Source organism: Oxalobacteraceae bacterium OTU3CINTB1 (assembly GCA_024123955.1).
GTDB lineage: Bacteria > Pseudomonadota > Gammaproteobacteria > Burkholderiales > Burkholderiaceae_D > Rugamonas.
Genome location: CP099652.1, coordinates 2,779,400 through 2,795,287, shown reverse-complemented (window position 1 = coordinate 2,795,287; position 15,888 = coordinate 2,779,400). Strand labels below are relative to the sequence as shown.

The following is a 15,888-nucleotide window of genomic DNA, read 5'->3' as shown; positions in this document are numbered from 1 at the left end:
GCGCCTGAATGGGGGCGCTATCGCTTGTCTGATATGGGAATTTATCTGGAGATGTCGGCCAACATGAAGTTAGCGTTATCATCGATAGGTGAACTCTAGCGCAACGTAGAGTTTTGTAAAGGATTATTAATATTGCATCGCAGCACGCGAGTCCCTATCGAAGGGCATACAGCCCCGGCGAAACAGCCACGCGGCGGTGCAACATGGTCGTGGCGCACCCGCAACAGATGCTTCAACAGTGCGGGCAGGCGATTCAGCGGATGAACTTGTACCGCGAAGCCTCTTCCGCCAGCAGACTGTCGTCCCTGCCGCGCAGTCGGCCCATGTTGCGGCGATGCGCCGGCTCGGCGATCACCCGGTTGATGACCGGTTCCAGCACTCCGCGCTCGCTCAGGTAGGCGGCGGCGCTGTCCGGCCCTTCCCGATCCGCGAGCTCGATGCCGGTTTTGACGATTTCCGACGACACCAGATCGGGACGAAAAGTGTGGCTACTGGACATGACAATCTCCTTCAATAAGAGGGCTATTGTGCGCTTGTTGCACCAGACGGGTGCGTGCGTTCGCTCACTTTGGGCAATTTAGCCACATCATTTTTTACTATGGCTGTGTCATCGTGGCGTCATACCGGCGAAGAACAAATCAGCGGCGCGCGTCACCATCTGCTGAATCTCCCTGAGCGCCAGTGGCGGCGGGTCCTGCTGGAAGATCCGCGCGGTCACCTCGGCCGTCACCAGCGCCGTGTACTGCAGCGCCGCCACGCGCGCGTCGGCGCGCCGGATCTCGCCGCGCTGCATGGCCGCCTCCAGCACCGACGCCAGCGCCGTGATCGACTCGCTCGGTCCGGCGTCGTAAAACAGCTGGCCCACGTCCGAGCGCCCCGCCTCGGCCACCACCATCCGATAGACGGCAACGGCTTTTTTGTCGTTGGTCAGCACGTGCAGCATGCGCTCGCCGAAGTGGATCAGTGCCATCTCCAGCGCGGTGCGGCCGACCACATTGGCCGCCAGCTCGCGCGTCGCGTCGAACAACTGCGCCGTGGCGACGGTCCTGACGACGGCGCCGAACAGCTCCTCCTTCGACGGGAAGTAACCGTAAAGCGTCGCCTTCGAACCGCCCAAGCGCTTGGCCAGCTCGTTCATCGACGCGCCCTCGTAGCCCGCCTCCTGGAAAAGCTCCGCCGCCGCCTCGATGATTGCCTGGCGGCGCGCCTCCGTACGTACTTTCATTCGAATCCCATAACGAAACCTGAAAGTACATTTTATTGCATGTCCAACTGGATTAACAGACTCCACAGTTCGCTTTGCAGGCAATTTTTTGCTTGACACCTGTTCAGCCGCGCGTCAATACTGTACATGTTGGTTCAGTTTTAATCACAAACTCTCCTCACAAAGGCACTTCTATGACCACATCGCTCAAATCCGCCCCGCCCCTGTTGATCGCCACCTGTCTGGCGCTGGCCGGCTGCGCCTCCACCCAACCGGCTCCCTACGGCGGCCTGGCGTCATCCGGCCAGCTGCGGCCCAACCTCGACGACCGGTCGGGACGGATCCCCTACAGTTACGCCACGCAGGTGAACCTGCGCGACTACAGAAGCATCATCGTCGATCCGGTGGTGGTGTATCGCGGCCAGGACAGCCAGTTTGAAGAAGTGACGGAGGAGGACAAGACTGCGCTGGCGACTTATATGCAGAGCGAATTCGAAGCAAAGCTGCGCGGCCGCTTCAACCTCACACGCGATCCCGGCCGGCATACGCTGCGCCTCAAGCTGACCTTGACGGGCGCAAAATCAAGCACGCGTTTTCTGAGCACGGCGTCGCGCTTCGACCTGGCCGGCGCGCCGTATAACCTGGTGCAGGCGGCGCGCGGCAAGGAAGGCGCCTTCACCGGGTCGGTGATGTACGCGGTTGAACTGTTCGACGCCTCGACCAATCTGCTGGTCAACGCCTATGTCACCAAGCAGTATCCGGGGCCGTATAACCTGGGCGCCAGCCTGGGACTGATGGACGCCTCGAAAGCCGGGGTGCGCAACGGCGCCGACGCCCTGCTAGCCCAGCTCCAGTAATAGCGGGATTATTCGAGGTTCTCGTGATGGGCGGACGCGCCCTTCTTCCAGTACGCCGAAATGCGCGCCGCCTCGCGCGAAAAGCCCTTGTCGACAAACAGGATATCGCGCACCTGCCTGGCCATCTGCGCCTCGCCCGCGCACCAGATAAAGCCGTCGCCCTCGGGCAGTTGCATGGCGCGGAAGGCGGCGACGATATCGTCCGGCGTCGGCACATGCTGCACGCGCAGCCGCGCGGGGCTGGCAAATTCCAACGCAGCGGCTTCCTCGCCGGTGACCAGCACCAGCACCTCGGCGGACGCCGGCAGCTCGTCCAGGCGGCGGCGGATCGCCGGCAAGGCGGTGGCGTCGCCGGCCAGGATCTGCCAGGTGTAATCGTCCGGGATGATCATCGATCCCTTCGGTCCGCCGATGACGGCCTGCTGGCCGACCTGCGCCTGGCGCGCCCAATCGGTCATATGACCCTCGGTGTGCAGCGCGAATTCGAGGGTCAGCTCGCGGGCGTCGCGGTCGTAGCGGCGCGGCGTATAGTCGCGCATCACGCGCTCGCCGGCGGCGTCGTGCAGGATGAACTTGACGTGATCGTCATACGACAACGAGACGAAATCGTGCAGGCTCTCGCCTTTGAATGTTACGCTAACGAAATTCGGCGCCAGCTGCTTCACCGCGCTGACCGTCACTTCGCGCGCCTTGAGTTCGTGACGGACACGCTGTAGTCGTTTATCATTCATGCAAATCACCTTTTAGTTGACAATGTCCTCCAATCTACAGAAACAAGTTAACGTTGTCAACCAATTTGGCAGCGGTCCGGCCGAGGCCGTTTTTGACGCGATCCACACGCTCATGCATATGTACCGGTCGATGCAGCTGCGCAGCCTGCGCGACACCGGGCACGAGCTCACGCACATGGAATACAAGGTGCTGGGCTTTTTCGCCAGGCATCCGGGCGCCAGCCAAAGCGAGCTGGTGGCGCACTCGGGACGTGACAAGGCGCAGCTGGCGCGTCTGATGCGGGGGCTGCGCGAGAAGAACCTGCTCGACGCGCAGGTCGACGAGAGCGACCGGCGCAGCGCGCGGCTGCGGCTCACCGAAGAAGGTTTGACGGTGATTCAAGGTTTGCAAGCCTTGGGGGCGGAGGTATCGAACCTCGCGGTGGACGGCATGAGCGATGAAGAATGCGCGCAATTGTTGGCGCTATTACAGCGCGTGAGAGCGAACCTCGAACGCGTCGAACCTGCGGAGACACGTCGGGCGGATTAGCAGCGCCTCCGTGCTCGTAAAAGCGTGACGCTTGAATTGATTCTACGATTCATCACAGGCCGGAGGGGCAAGTCTATCATTCGGACACGATCCCGGCCGTAAGACGCTCAGCGCGCAGTAGCGGATACGGATTGATCGCACCGCCAACGTCGTACACGCCATAGTGCAGATGCGGCGGCGTGCCTTTGGCGTTGCCGGTATCGCCGACGTAACCCAGAACCCGGCCGGCCTCGATGCGCATGCCAGTTTCCACGTGCGCATGGCGATCCAGGTGGGCGTAGTAGTGACGCTGACCGCCCGGCCCCATCACCCACACCACCAGGCCGCCGAGCCGGTTGCTGCCGGCCCGTAGCACAATGCCTTCGGTACTCGACAGCACGGGGGTGCCGCGCCTGGCGAAGATGTCGATACCCTGGTGTTTGCGTCCCTCGCTACGCGCGCCACCCCAGGTGTCGCGCAGCGCACGCGCCCGCACGCCTTCGACAGGCACCGGAAGCGCAATGGGCTTGGGCATCGCCGCCAGGCGCATCGGATAAAGCGCCCTTTCGACGACAGGCTCGAGCAAAGCCGTACCCAGGATCAGGACCACGGCAATCACAAGCGCGCGTAGAAAAATCCGCATGTCGGTTTCGTTATGTTCAGGGGAAACCGATCAGATGGGGGCGAACGGCCGCTTTGCCAGACCATGGCATCGCGGCCCACTTGACGGCCGCCTCCCCGGTGCGGGCTATCTGAACGCGTACGCCAGCGCGGTGTAGAACTGGCGTCCGCGCGGATCGGTATAACTGGGATCGTAACCGACCGAAAAACTGAACAACTGGTTCGAGCGCGGGGGATTCTTGTCGAGCAGGTTCTTGATCCCTGCCCTGAGCTTTAGCGCCGCCGAAATTTGGTACGCGCCGGTCAGGTCGAGCAAGGAATAAGAATCGACGCGATGGACCGTCCCATCGGCCAACAGGTTTTGGTCACGATAGCCGCTCAGGAAGGTTTGCTGCAAAGTCACGCTGAGCGGCCCGCGGTCGTAGTCCAGGCTCACCGTATGGCGCCAGCGCTGGATGACCTGGTCGTTGGTGTAGACGCCCAGCGCGCTGATATCGGGGCCGTCGGCCGCCTCGCGCGTCTTGTAGTCGAACACATAGGTGCCGTTGAGCGTGACACCCACTCGACCCAGGTTGGTGGCCGGCGAGCGCCAGTTGAAGCCCAGGTCGATGCCCGATGTTTCCAGCGCGCCGATATTGCGCAGGCGCGAATCGATCGACAGAATCGGTCCCGGTATGCCTGGCAGGGCCGGGTCTGGCTCGCCGCGGATGATGTAGGCGGCATTGCGCACCGGGTCGCTAAAGTAAGACCCTTCCGGCGAGACAATCACATCGGTTTTTTTGATGCGCCAATAGTCCAGCGTTGCCGTGATGTCGCGATGCGGTTCGAGCACTAGGCCCAGCGAATACTGCTTCGACTCCTCCGGGCGCAGCTGCGACGAGCCGCCCCTGAGCTTGTCCGGTTGCAGGCCGCAGTAATCGGGATTTTCGGTGTTGTCGATCGCCCCGACCTTGATGCAGCCGAGCGGGTCGTTGTAGATGCCGTTGGCTTGGCCCAGCCGCACCGGACTGTACAGGTCGGCAAGCGATGGCGCGCGAAAGCCGGTGCCGTACGAGCCGCGCACCACCAACTGCTTGATCGGATTCCAACGCACGCCGACCTTCGGGTTGGTCGTCGAACCGACATCGTTGTAGCGGTCGTGGCGCAGCGCCAACTGCGCCTCGAGGCTGGCCAGCAACGGCAGGTTGAACTCGACATAAGCGGCCTTGACGTTGCGTCCGCCGGAAAACGGCGTGGCCGTGCCTTCGCCGCGAATTTCCCCCGCCATCAGCAATGCGGACGGCGTAAACGCCATCTTTTCGCGCCGGTACTCAACGCCGAGCGCGACGGCGGCGCTGCCGCCAGCCATCTCGAACAAGTCGCGCGTGGCCTTCACATCGAACGAGTCGGTCGTGCCGCGCGAGTGGCGCGCCAGGTCGTTGACCTTGGCGGCGGCCAGCAGGGCCAGCCCCTCAGGGCCGGATGGTCCGAAGGGATTGATGATCCCGGACGCGAAAGCATTATCGAACATCGTCGTCTTGACGTAACCATCGACATACTGGTCGTCGACCTTGTTGACGCTGTGATTGAGCGCCATGTCGTAGTCCCAGCCCAGCGCAATCCCCTTGCCGCCGAGCACCATGCGCGTGGCCGTCGCATCGATGTCGTTGGTCCGCGGCCCGCCTTCGGTCAGGCGCATATTGACGTTGAGCGGCGTTTTATTGGTGGTCACCAGCGCGTGGGGATAATACTGCCCGGCCAGGGGATAAATCTCGCCGGAGATGGTCAATGCGCTGATGCGGTAAGTGGTCGACGTTTTGTTGAGAAGCAATTCACCGTACAAGGTTGTGTCCTTGTCGAGCGCGAACTGGCCACGCGTGAGCAGCGACACGCGCTTCGAATCCGGGAACAGTTCGGTGTCCTGCATGTAATCGTACATGCAGGCAGCCGCGCCGACGAAGCTCTCCGGCGCATAAACAGTTGCCGGCGGATTGCAGGCCGGCGCACTCGGATTCATCCGGGGGCCGGTGGCGGTGGTGCCGTTGGCGCGCGTGCGGCGGAAGTTTGCGGGAAAGGTGTTCGAACTGCCCGAATCGAGATTGATATCGGGCTGGTATGCCGAACCGATCCAGCTGCGCTGCGACGAGCGCAGGCTGCCCGTGTCCTGGTAATCGAACACGCCCATTACGTTGTAGCGATCGGTCGCCAGATTACCGATGCCGCCCGACAAGGTTGCCATCGCCTTGCGCGCACCGCCATGCTGGGTGTCGGCGTAGTAGGCGCTGGCGTCGGCGCCTTCGTAATTGCGGCGCGTGATGAAGTTGATCACGCCGCCGATCGCATCCGTGCCATAAATGGCCGAGGCGCCGTCCTTGAGCACTTCGACCCGGTCGATCGCCGCCGACGGGATCGCGTTCAGGTCGACGCCGGCGTTGCCGCCCGGGGAGGCAAAGTTGGCCAGGCGCCGGCCATTGAGCAACACCAGCGTTGACGACACGCCAATGCCGCGCAGGTTGGCGCCGTTGAAGCCGCGCTGTCCGGCAATGTCGCTGAAACTGGCGCCGTCGGTCAGCGCCGCCGCGTTGGCGGACACCTTCGACAGCAGTTCAGCCGCCGTGGTGGTCCCACTTTTCTCAATGTCTGCACGGGTAATCAATTGCACCGGCAACGCGGTTTCGGCATTGATGCGCTTGATCGAGGAGCCGGTTATTTCAACCTTTGGCATCGGTGGCGCATCTTGCGCGGCGGCCGGAACGGCTAGCGTGGCCAGCAAACCGGCCGTGGCCGTGCGGCCGAAGGCCTCCAGTATTCTTATGGCGATACACTTTGGAACCGGCCGGTCCCCGCGCTCATATGGCATTCACTTCCCTCCCAGGTGATCGTTTTAAAACTTCCGTGTTCCCCGCAAGCGGCGTCAATCGGCGCGCGCCCTCAGTACCAGTCCGCAGGGAATAACACGCCGGCGGTGACGTCCAACTGTTTATACAGTGGTACGCCTGTCCAGTCGGTGATATTGAAGACCGTATTCGAGTCCGCCAGCTTTTTTACTTCGACATTGGCGACTGTGAGGGGTGTTTTGGATTTGCATACACTTGGCGCGACAGAGGGACGGACAAAATACACAGCGCTTTCCGTTGTTGTCGAAACGTTGGTGACCCGTTTCGCAGTAACAGGATTCCCGTTGCCATTTCCCTGGACCAGCAATGCGGTCTCGACGCCGATGCCGATGCCGCGCGCGGTCGTATTGCCGCTGGACGATGCGGGCAGCACGCCGCCGATGCATCCGAAGGTGCCGCCCGGCGTTACCGTCGGCGCCACTATTCTTGAAATAAAGGTGATAAAGCGCCCCATCCGATCGCGGCTGTCGAAGTGCGAATCGAAAATCATATTTGCCAATGCTGGCGGTGCGATAAAGCCGCCTTGCAGGCTCAAGGGATTTGGGTCGAACGTGATGTCCTTGGAGTAAGGATCGAGCATCGACGCTTCCGACGTAGCGGATTTATAGAGCGCCGAATAATCGAATTGCCCCAGCACTGCCAACCCCGCGCTGGTGCCACCGACAGGGACATTTTTCTGCATCAATGTCTTCAAGGTCTGTTCGAGCGCCGTACCTTTCCAAAAACGGATGTACTGACTCTGATCCCCGCCGGCGATGAACACGACGTTGGCCTTCGCCAGGATGGCATTGACGGCCGGACTATTCGCCGCTTTGACACTCGGAATCACCAGCGTCTCCACCGATGTCAGGCCCAGCGAGGCGCCGCCCACCCACAAGTCGGCGATCGTCTTAGAGGTCGACAACGTCTCATCGCTATAAAATATATAAGGGTTATAAGCCTCCGTTCCGGTGGCCCGAATGACCACGAACCGCCCTCCGGTACCTGGTGTGATGCCGGCCCGTTGGATCAACCATCGAAAGGCGGGATCGACATCGGGACCTCCACCCATCAGTACAAATGATGGCGTCGGAAGGACCGATGGCGCTGTCACCACGGCATTCACATCACCCGTTGTGAAATAGGAATAGAGCGGAATCGGTTTCGCGGGTTCGAACGTCGCTCCAGCATGTACGGGACCGGCAAAAAAACCCGATGCCATCGCGAGTATTATCGCGCCTTGCTTTGAAAAAACCCGGATGAGCCACTGATGGAAAATGCGTGTCAACATTTTAGAACTCCGGTAGCGATCGTTGAGGAACTGGCCACTCTTCGGGAACAACTATTTGCTGGAAATTTGAAAATACGGGTTCTAACAGCGACGCCGCTTGACAACGGCCGAGACCAACAACAACCCACCCAGCATCATCGCAAAGACAGGTGGTTCGGGCACGGGAGAAACACCAACGGACAGCGTGCCGTAGTTCCACCTGCCCTCCGGTTCGTCAAACGCAAGGTCCTTGAATCCGTCATGAAACTCGACGCGCAAAATGCCATCGGCACCCACTGCAAAAATCTGTCCCAGGTCGCCCAGATTCTGGAAGCCCGCGTAATCTGCTGTCCCGTCAAAATCATCGCCGTCGCCGGGCGTGAAAGTGACGCCCGTGCCCAGTGAATCGCTGAAGGTGATTTTCATTTCGGACAAGTAGCTGCCGGCATAACTCGTCACGTTCACATCCCACTTGAGGCTGGTAATTGAAGCGCCGGACCCAACGTAAAAGTCCCACACCACATTACTCGCGGAACCTCTTTCGTCAAAATTCGGGATGTCTTCCGTATGTATCAGCAGTTGGTACGGAACAGGACTGATTCCCTCTGCTTTCGCCATGCCAAAACCCATTGCCGCAGTCACAATCACAAGCGCCATCAGACGCCGTACATAATTTAACCTTGGCATGATTTTTCCCCGTAAATAATTACGATCGAACTCAGAAGACTGGGTACACAACGCGTAGTAATTGTATAACTAACTTGTGCCGTCAAATCGTTCGATGTAAAAAAAACATGGGTGCGCGTCACACTTTATTGGCTCGGTACTTCCCATCCACCCGCCAGCGCCTTGTACACCGCCACCAGCGTGGTCGCCGCTCCCGCCTGCGATTGCGCCAGCCTGTCGCGCGCCGTCAGTAGCTCGCGCTCGGCGTCGAGCACCGTGAGGAAATCGGTGGAGCCGACCGCGAAGCGCTCGCGCGCGATCAGCGCCGCCTGCTCCGACGACTGCGCTGCCTCGTACAGCAGCGCCGCCTGCCGCTGGCTGCGCGTGTACGCCGCCAGCGCGCCCTCGGTCTCCTCCAGCGCCGTCAGCACCGCGCGCTCATAGGCGATCATCGCCCCGTCGTTGCGCGCGTCGGCGGCGGCGATCTGCGCGCGGATACGCCCGAAGTCCAGCAAATTCCATGTCAGTTGCGCCCCCAGGTTGTAGACATAGGCCGGTCCTTTCGCCAGTTCGCTCAGATGCTGGGCGTTCTGTCCCAACGTCCCGCCCAGCACAATTTGCGGGAACAGCGCGCTGCGCGCCACGCCCACCTGCGCCGCCGCCGCGCTGACCTGCGCCTCGGCCAGCTGGATATCGGGACGACGCCGCAGCAGCGCCGCCGGCGAGCCGATCGCCGACAGTTCGACCGCCTGCAACCCGGGCAAAGGTTTCACAGGCTCCAGCTCCGCGTCCAGCCCCGTCGGCTGCTGGCCGCACAGCACCGCGATGCGGTAGCGCGTGCGTATCAGCGCCGATTCCAGCGCCGGGATATTGGCGGCCGTCGATTTCACCAGCGCCCGCGCGCGTTCGCTGTCGAGCGCCGTGCCACGGCCGACATCAAGCCGCGCGTCCACCAGCTTGAGCGCCTCGTTCTGCGTCTCCAGCGAGGACACGGCAACGCGCAACTGCTCCTGCAAGCCGCGCAAGTCGAAGTAGTTGCGCGCCACCTCGGCCGCCACGCTCACTTGCGCCGCCCGCACGCCGGCCGCGCCGGCCAGCACATTGGCCTCGGCCGCGCGCCGGGCGTCGCCCAGGCGGCCGAACAGGTCGGCCTCCCAGCTGACATCCAGACCGGCCGAGTAGTTGTTGGTGGTGCTGACGACGCCGGCGTCGTTCGGCCCGCGGATGCGCGCGGCGCCCGCGTTCACGCCAATGCTGGGCAGCAGATTGGCGTCGGCGAAGCGGTTCAGCGCGCGCGCCTCGCGCAGGCTGGCGGCGGCCGAGCGCACGTCGGTGTTGGCCGACAGCGCCCGCTCCACCAGGCTATCGAGCAGCGGATCGTTAAAGCCGCGCCAGAACTGGCTGACCGGTTCCTCGGCCTTGGCGCTGGCCGGCGCGTTGGTGAAGCCGGCGCCCAGCACAGGTTCGAAATGCCTGGCGGGCGGCGCGCTCGAACAAGCCGCCAGCGCCAGCGACACAGCGATGGCCAGGCCGGCCGGACGCAGGGACGCCATGCGGCGCGACGTGATCATAAGTCCTCCTTGCGTGGCTCGTGCGCCGATGGTGACTTGTGCGCGGCGGGCGCCCCGGCGGGACCGGCATCATCGACACCGGCATGGAACGGATGCGCGGCGGCGTCGATCTCTCTCCGCAGTTCTTCCGCGTGGGCGCGACGTTTCTCGGTACCCTTGCGCAGCAAAGCGTAGAACACCGGCGTCAGGAAAATCCCGAACAAGGTCACGCCGACCATGCCGGAGAAAACCGCGATCCCCATCGCGCGGCGCATCTCGCTGCCCGCGCCGCTGCCGAGGATCAGCGGTATCACGCCTGCGCAGAAGGCGATCGACGTCATCAAAATCGGCCGCAGACGCAGATGGCAGGCTTCGATGACGGCATCCACCATCGGCTTGCCCTGCTCTTCCAGCTCCTTGGCGAATTCCACGATCAGAATCGCGTTCTTGCACGCCAGGCCGACCAGCACCACCAGTGCCACCTGCGTGAACAGATTCAAATCCCCCGCCTGGCCGAACGGCGGAAAGTGCGACAGCCACACGCCGAACAACGCCGACAGAATACACATCGGCACGATCATGATGATCGCCAGCGGCAGGCTCCAGCTCTCGTATTGCGCGGTCAGCACCAGCACCACCAGCACCACCGACAGGAACAGCACCGCGCCCAGGGTCGGAATCTTGATGTCCAGCCCCGGCAAGGTCACGGAACGCGTCAGCCGGTCCTGGTAGGCCAGGTCGGTCCACTCGTACGACATACCGCGCGGCAGGGTCTTGACCAGCCGTTCGATCTCCGCCTCCGACTGCCCGCTCGAGAAGCCCGGGTTGGCGGCGCCGTTGATGTCGGCCGACGGGAAGCCGTTGTAGCGTGTCACGCGGGTCGGACCGAAGGTCGGATTGACCTGCATGACGGAGCTCAGCGGCACCATCTGCCCGGCCGAATTGCGCGTCTCCAGCCGCGCGATGCTGTCGGCGCGCGAGCGGAACGGCGCGTCGGCCTGCACCACCACCTGGTAGGTCTTGCCGAAGCGGGTGAAGTCGTTCACGTACAAGGAGCCCAGATTGATCTGCAAGGTGTCGTAGATATCCTGCAACGGCACGCCCATTTGCTTGGCCTTGGTACGGTCGACGTCGGCGAACAGCTGCGGCACGTTGATGTCGTAGGTCGAATACGGCGTGCCGATGCTCGACTTTTGATTGCCGTAGATCTGACCGAGCACGCCCCAAACGGCGCCGTACAGCGCCTGCTCCCCCTGGCTGCCGCGATCCTGCACCTGCACCTTGAAGCCGCCCGCGTTACCGAGGCCGTCGACGGCCGGCGGCGGCACCACGAACATGCGCGCGCCCTGGATCTGCTGGATCGCGCCATTGACCTTGCCAAGGATCGCATCCTTGGACAGGTCGCCGGAGGTGCGCTTGTCGAACGGCGCCAGGCCGAAGAAGACGATGCCCTCGTTCGGCGATGCCGAGAAGCCGGCGATCGACAAGCCCGGGAAGGCGATCGAATCGGTGATGCCCGGCACCTTGAGCGCGATGTCGCTCATGTCGCGGATCACCTTCTCGGTGCGCGCCAGCGAGGAGCCGGCCGGCAGCTGCGCCACGCCGATCAGGTACTGCTTGTCCGGCGCCGGCACGAAGCCGCTCGGGATGCGCGTGAACAGCAGCCCTGTGAGCAGCAGCAGCACGCCGTACACCACCAGCGCCAGCGACTTGCGCCCCAGCAGACCGGTGACGCCCCGGCTATACGCTGCGCTGCGGCGCTGGAACATGCAGTTAAACCAATGGAAGAAGCGGCCGAACACCTTGTCCATGCCGCGCGAGAGGCGGTCCTTGGGCGCGTCGTGGGGCCGCAGCAGCAGCGCTGCCAGCGCCGGCGACAAGGTCAGCGAATTGAACGCCGAGATCACGGTCGAAATGGCGATGGTGGCGGCGAACTGCTTGTAGAACTGGCCGGACAGGCCGGGCACGAAGGTCAGCGGAATGAATACAGCGCACAACACCAGCGCGATGGCGATGATCGGCCCACTGACCTCGTTCATCGCCTTCACCGTGGCGTCGTGCGGCGTCAGGCCGTCGGCGATGTTGCGCTCGACGTTTTCCACCACCACGATGGCGTCATCGACGACGATACCGATCGCCAGCACCAGCCCGAACAAGGTCAGTGTGTTGATCGAATAACCGAGCAACAGCAGCACCGCGAAGGTGCCGACGATGGACACCGGGACCGCCAGCAGCGGAATCACCGAGGCGCGCCAAGTCTGCAGGAAGATGATCACCACCAGCACCACCAGCAGCACCGCCTCGATCAAGGTGTGCACCACTTTTTCGATCGACGTCTGTACGAAGCGCGTCGGATCGTAGACGATGCTGTAGTCGACACCCTTGGGGAAGTTGGCCTTCAGGCGCGCCATCGTCGCCCGCACGTCGTCCGACAGTTGCAGCGCGTTCGATCCCGGCGCCTGGAAGATGGCGATCGCCGCCGCCTCCTTGTTATTCAACAGGCTGCGCAGCGAGAAGGTGCTGGCGCTCATCTCGACGCGGCCGATATCCTTGACGCGCACCACCGCGCCGTTGGCCGGATCGCTGCGCACGATGATGTTGGAGAAGTCCTCTTCCGTGATCAGGCGGCCCTGCGCATTGACCTGCAACTGGAAATCCGTGTCGTCCGGCGCCGGCGGCGAGCCGACCACGCCGGCAGCCACCTGCGCGTTCTGCTCGCGGATCGCCGACACCACGTCGCCGGCGGTCATACCGCGCGCCGACAATTGCTGGGGATTGAGCCACACGCGCATCGCGTAGTCGCCGGCGCCGAATTGCAGCACCGATCCCATGCCCGGTATGCGCAGCAAATCGTCGCGCACATTCAGGTTGGCGTAGTTGCGCAGGTAAAGCGCGTCGTGGCTGTTGTCGGGGCTGACCATGTGCACCACCATGGTCAGGTTGGGCGACTGCTTCTCGGTCGTCACGCCGATGGTGCGGACGATCTCCGGCAGCCGTGGCAAGGCGCGGTTGATGCGGTTCTGCACCGCCGTCTCGGCCTGCTCCGGCACCGTGCCGATCTTGAACGTGACCGTCAGCGCCATGCTGCCGTCGGCGGTGGCGCGGCTTTCGAAGTACAACATGTTTTCCAGGCCGTTGATCTGCTCTTCCAGCGGCGCGGCCACGGTTTCCGAAATCACGCGCGGATTGGCGCCCGGGAACTGCGCGCGCACGACGATCTGCGGCGGCGCCACTTCCGGATACTCCGAAATCGGCAGCTGGAAAATGGCCAGCACGCCGACCAGGAAAATGAACAGCGAAAGAACGGTGGCGAAGCGCGGACGATCAATGAAAAACCGTGAGATATCCATGCGTGCGCCCCTCAGCTCTTGGCGGCGGCGGGGGCGGCCGGAGCACCGGGAGCACCGGGTGGCGCAGCCGGAATCGGCACGCCCTTGTCATCGACCTTGAGCTGCTGCGGCGTGACCGGCGCGCCGGGCATGGCGCGCAGCAGGCCGTCGACGATCACCAGTTCGCCGGGTTTGACGCCGGTGACGGCGCGCATGGCGCCAATCAGCGCGCCGGTCTTGACCTCGCGCTGGTCGACGATGTTGTTTTTGCCGACGATCAGCACGACCTTGCGCGTCTGGTCGGTGCTGATGGCGCGGTCCAGCACCATCGTCGCGGTGTACTTGCCGCTGCCGACCAGCTGCAGGCGCGCGAACAGTCCGGGCGTGTACAGGCCGTCCTTGTTGTCGAACACCGCGCGGCCGCGCATCGAGGCGGTGGCCGGATTGAGGCGGTTGTCGACGAAGTCCATCTTGCCCTCGTGCGGGAAGCCCTCCTCGTTGGCCAGGCCGAGGCGCACGCTGTTGGGCGTATCGCGCGACGAGCCGCGCGAGCCTTCGCGCGACGAGCGCATATATTTCAGGTAGATCGCCTCGCTGGCGTCGAAGTAGGCGTACACACGGTCGCTCGACACCACCGTCGTCAGCACCGGATCGCCGACGCTGACCAGGTTACCCTCGGTGATGTTGGCGCGCGAAGTGCGTCCCGTGACCGGCGCCGTGATGTTGGTGAACTCCAGATTGAGCCTGGCCTGCACCAGCGCCGCCTCGGCCGCCTTGACGTTGGCCTGGGCGCTCGCCAGCGCCGCGCGCAGCTGGTCGATTTCCTGCTGGCTGACGCCGCGCACCGACACCAGTCGTTCGGCGCGCGCCAATTCGGTTTTATTCAGCTCGCCCTGGGTTTTCGCCGCCAGCAGCTGCGCCTCCAGCCGCGCCGCCTCGGCGGCGAACGGGCGCGGATCGATGGTGAACAGCCGGTCGCCCTTCTTGACCACCTCGCCCTCGCGGAAATGCACCTTGGTCAGCATGCCGGCCACGCGCGAGCGGATCTCGACGGTGTCCGGCGCTTCCAGCCTGGCCGTGAACTCGTCGAACTCCTGCACCTCGCGCTGGACCGCCGGCGCCACCGACACCGGCGGCGGACCGCCGGCGTGCTGGCCGCCGTCATCGCCCTTCCCGCAGGCCGCCAAGGTGAGCACGAGGCCGCACATGAAGGAAGTTTTCGCCCAATGCGAGCGTGACAGTACGGCCAGAATTTCCATCGTTGACTCCAAAAATGGTGACAAGCGCTAAGTGACTGGTGAGTTGCTGGTGGTTGGTTGCTGGTGAATTGATACTAAATCAAGTCGTTGAATTCTGACAAAAAAAAATTGGCCTGTCATCAACTTTAACGGTCAAAAGGACTACATCGTTCGGAAAAAGCCGAAAAAGCTGCCATTTCGCTGCCTACGTCTCACCGAGCGCCAGTCCTACACCGCTGCGCCTACCCCATGACAGAATATCCATCACACCTCAAGCGAGGATCTACAGGCGCGCGCACGGCGCTGGCAACAAGTTCAAATGGGAGAGACCTATGCCGCAAAACGGCCCCGTACACCTGAAAATCTACCGCTACGACCCCGACACCGGTGAGCCACCGCGCATGCAGGACTACATCGTGGAGGCCGGCTACAAGGGCACGATGGTGCTCGATCTGCTGATGCATATCAAAGCCGACGTCGACGACAGCCTCTCCTTTCGCCGCTCATGCCGCGAGGGTGTGTGCGGCTCGGATGCAATGAACATCAACGGCAAGAACGGCCTGGCATGCGTGGCCCCGATCGCCACCACACGCCAGCCCATCGTGCTGCGCCCGCTACCGGGCGTGCCGGTGGTGCGCGACCTGATCGTCGATCTGAGCGAATTCTGGAAGCAGTACCACTCGATCAAGCCCTACCTGGTCAACGACGATCCGCCGACCGACCGCGAGCGCCTGCAATCGCCGGAAGACCGTGACAAACTCAACGGCCTGTACGAGTGCATCCTGTGCGCATGCTGCTCGACCGCCTGCCCAACGTTCTGGTGGAACCCGGACCGCTTCGTCGGCCCGGCCGGGCTGTTGCAGGCTTATCGCTTCATCGCCGACACGCGCGACAGCACGCCGTCGGAACGGCTCGACGATCTGAGCGACGCCTATCGGTTGTTTCGCTGCCGTACCATCATGAATTGCACCGACGTCTGTCCCAAGGGACTCAATCCGGCCGCCGCGATCAGCGAGATCCGCGATTTGCTGGTGCGGCGCATGATTTAGTCGTGCGCGA

13 protein-coding genes are annotated in these 15,888 nt (G+C 63.0%); 3 read left to right on the top strand and 10 right to left on the bottom strand.

What is annotated here, in order from left to right; all coding sequences use genetic code 11:
• Positions 1-253: 253 nt before the first annotated feature.
• Positions 254-499, bottom strand: coding sequence for a hypothetical protein (locus NHH73_12280; GenBank protein USX28999.1), 246 nt, complete (start codon positions 497-499; stop codon positions 254-256).
• Between the two features lie 108 nt (positions 500-607).
• A complete protein-coding gene (locus tag NHH73_12275) occupies positions 608-1,225 on the bottom strand; it encodes a TetR/AcrR family transcriptional regulator (GenBank protein USX28998.1) in 618 nt (205 codons plus the stop codon).
• 173 nt (positions 1,226-1,398) lie between these two features.
• On the opposite strand from NHH73_12275, the gene NHH73_12270 reads away from it, so the two are divergent.
• On the top strand, positions 1,399-2,061 hold the full coding sequence (locus tag NHH73_12270) for a DUF3313 domain-containing protein (GenBank protein ID USX28997.1): 663 nt from the start codon (positions 1,399-1,401) through the stop codon (positions 2,059-2,061).
• Between the two features lie 8 nt (positions 2,062-2,069).
• On the opposite strand, the gene NHH73_12265 is transcribed toward NHH73_12270, so the two are convergent.
• Positions 2,070-2,792, bottom strand: a complete 723-nt coding sequence (locus NHH73_12265; GenBank protein USX28996.1) for a siderophore-interacting protein — start codon at positions 2,790-2,792, stop codon at positions 2,070-2,072.
• A gap of 22 nt (positions 2,793-2,814) precedes the next feature.
• Here NHH73_12265 and NHH73_12260 point away from each other — a divergent pair, with 22 nt between their 5' ends.
• Complete coding sequence (locus tag NHH73_12260; protein USX28995.1) at positions 2,815-3,321, top strand: MarR family transcriptional regulator; 507 nt, start codon at positions 2,815-2,817, stop codon at positions 3,319-3,321.
• 76 nt (positions 3,322-3,397) lie between these two features.
• Here NHH73_12260 and NHH73_12255 read toward each other — a convergent pair whose 3' ends face one another.
• From NHH73_12255 to NHH73_12225, 7 genes are all read right to left on the bottom strand, one after another.
• On the bottom strand, positions 3,398-3,943 hold the full coding sequence (locus NHH73_12255; protein ID USX28994.1) for a M23 family metallopeptidase: 546 nt from the start codon (positions 3,941-3,943) through the stop codon (positions 3,398-3,400).
• Between the two features lie 105 nt (positions 3,944-4,048).
• The gene (locus tag NHH73_12250) at positions 4,049-6,625 is read right to left on the bottom strand and encodes a TonB-dependent receptor (GenBank protein USX28993.1); all 2,577 of its coding nucleotides are present in this window, start codon (positions 6,623-6,625) and stop codon (positions 4,049-4,051) included.
• Positions 6,626-6,831: 206 nt separating this feature from the next.
• Entirely contained in the window at positions 6,832-8,067 is a 1,236-nt protein-coding gene (locus tag NHH73_12245) for a cyanophycinase (GenBank protein ID USX28992.1), read from the bottom strand.
• Between the two features lie 81 nt (positions 8,068-8,148).
• The gene (locus tag NHH73_12240; GenBank protein USX28991.1) at positions 8,149-8,703 is read right to left on the bottom strand and encodes a PEP-CTERM sorting domain-containing protein; all 555 of its coding nucleotides are present in this window, start codon (positions 8,701-8,703) and stop codon (positions 8,149-8,151) included.
• Between the two features lie 155 nt (positions 8,704-8,858).
• A complete protein-coding gene (locus tag NHH73_12235) occupies positions 8,859-10,283 on the bottom strand; it encodes an efflux transporter outer membrane subunit (protein ID USX28990.1) in 1,425 nt (474 codons plus the stop codon).
• Complete coding sequence (locus NHH73_12230; protein USX28989.1) at positions 10,280-13,612, bottom strand: multidrug efflux RND transporter permease subunit; 3,333 nt, start codon at positions 13,610-13,612, stop codon at positions 10,280-10,282. Before NHH73_12230 ends, NHH73_12235 begins: the two co-directional genes overlap by 4 nt.
• Before the next feature lie 11 nt (positions 13,613-13,623).
• Positions 13,624-14,850 (bottom strand): efflux RND transporter periplasmic adaptor subunit, encoded by a 1,227-nt coding sequence (locus NHH73_12225; GenBank protein USX28988.1) that lies wholly within the window; start codon positions 14,848-14,850, stop codon positions 13,624-13,626.
• Between the two features lie 311 nt (positions 14,851-15,161).
• Between NHH73_12225 and NHH73_12220 the strand changes: the two genes are divergently transcribed.
• Positions 15,162-15,878: a succinate dehydrogenase iron-sulfur subunit gene (locus NHH73_12220; GenBank protein USX28987.1), complete on the top strand. Its 717-nt coding sequence runs from the start codon at positions 15,162-15,164 to the stop codon at positions 15,876-15,878.
• Positions 15,879-15,888 lie beyond the last annotated feature (10 nt).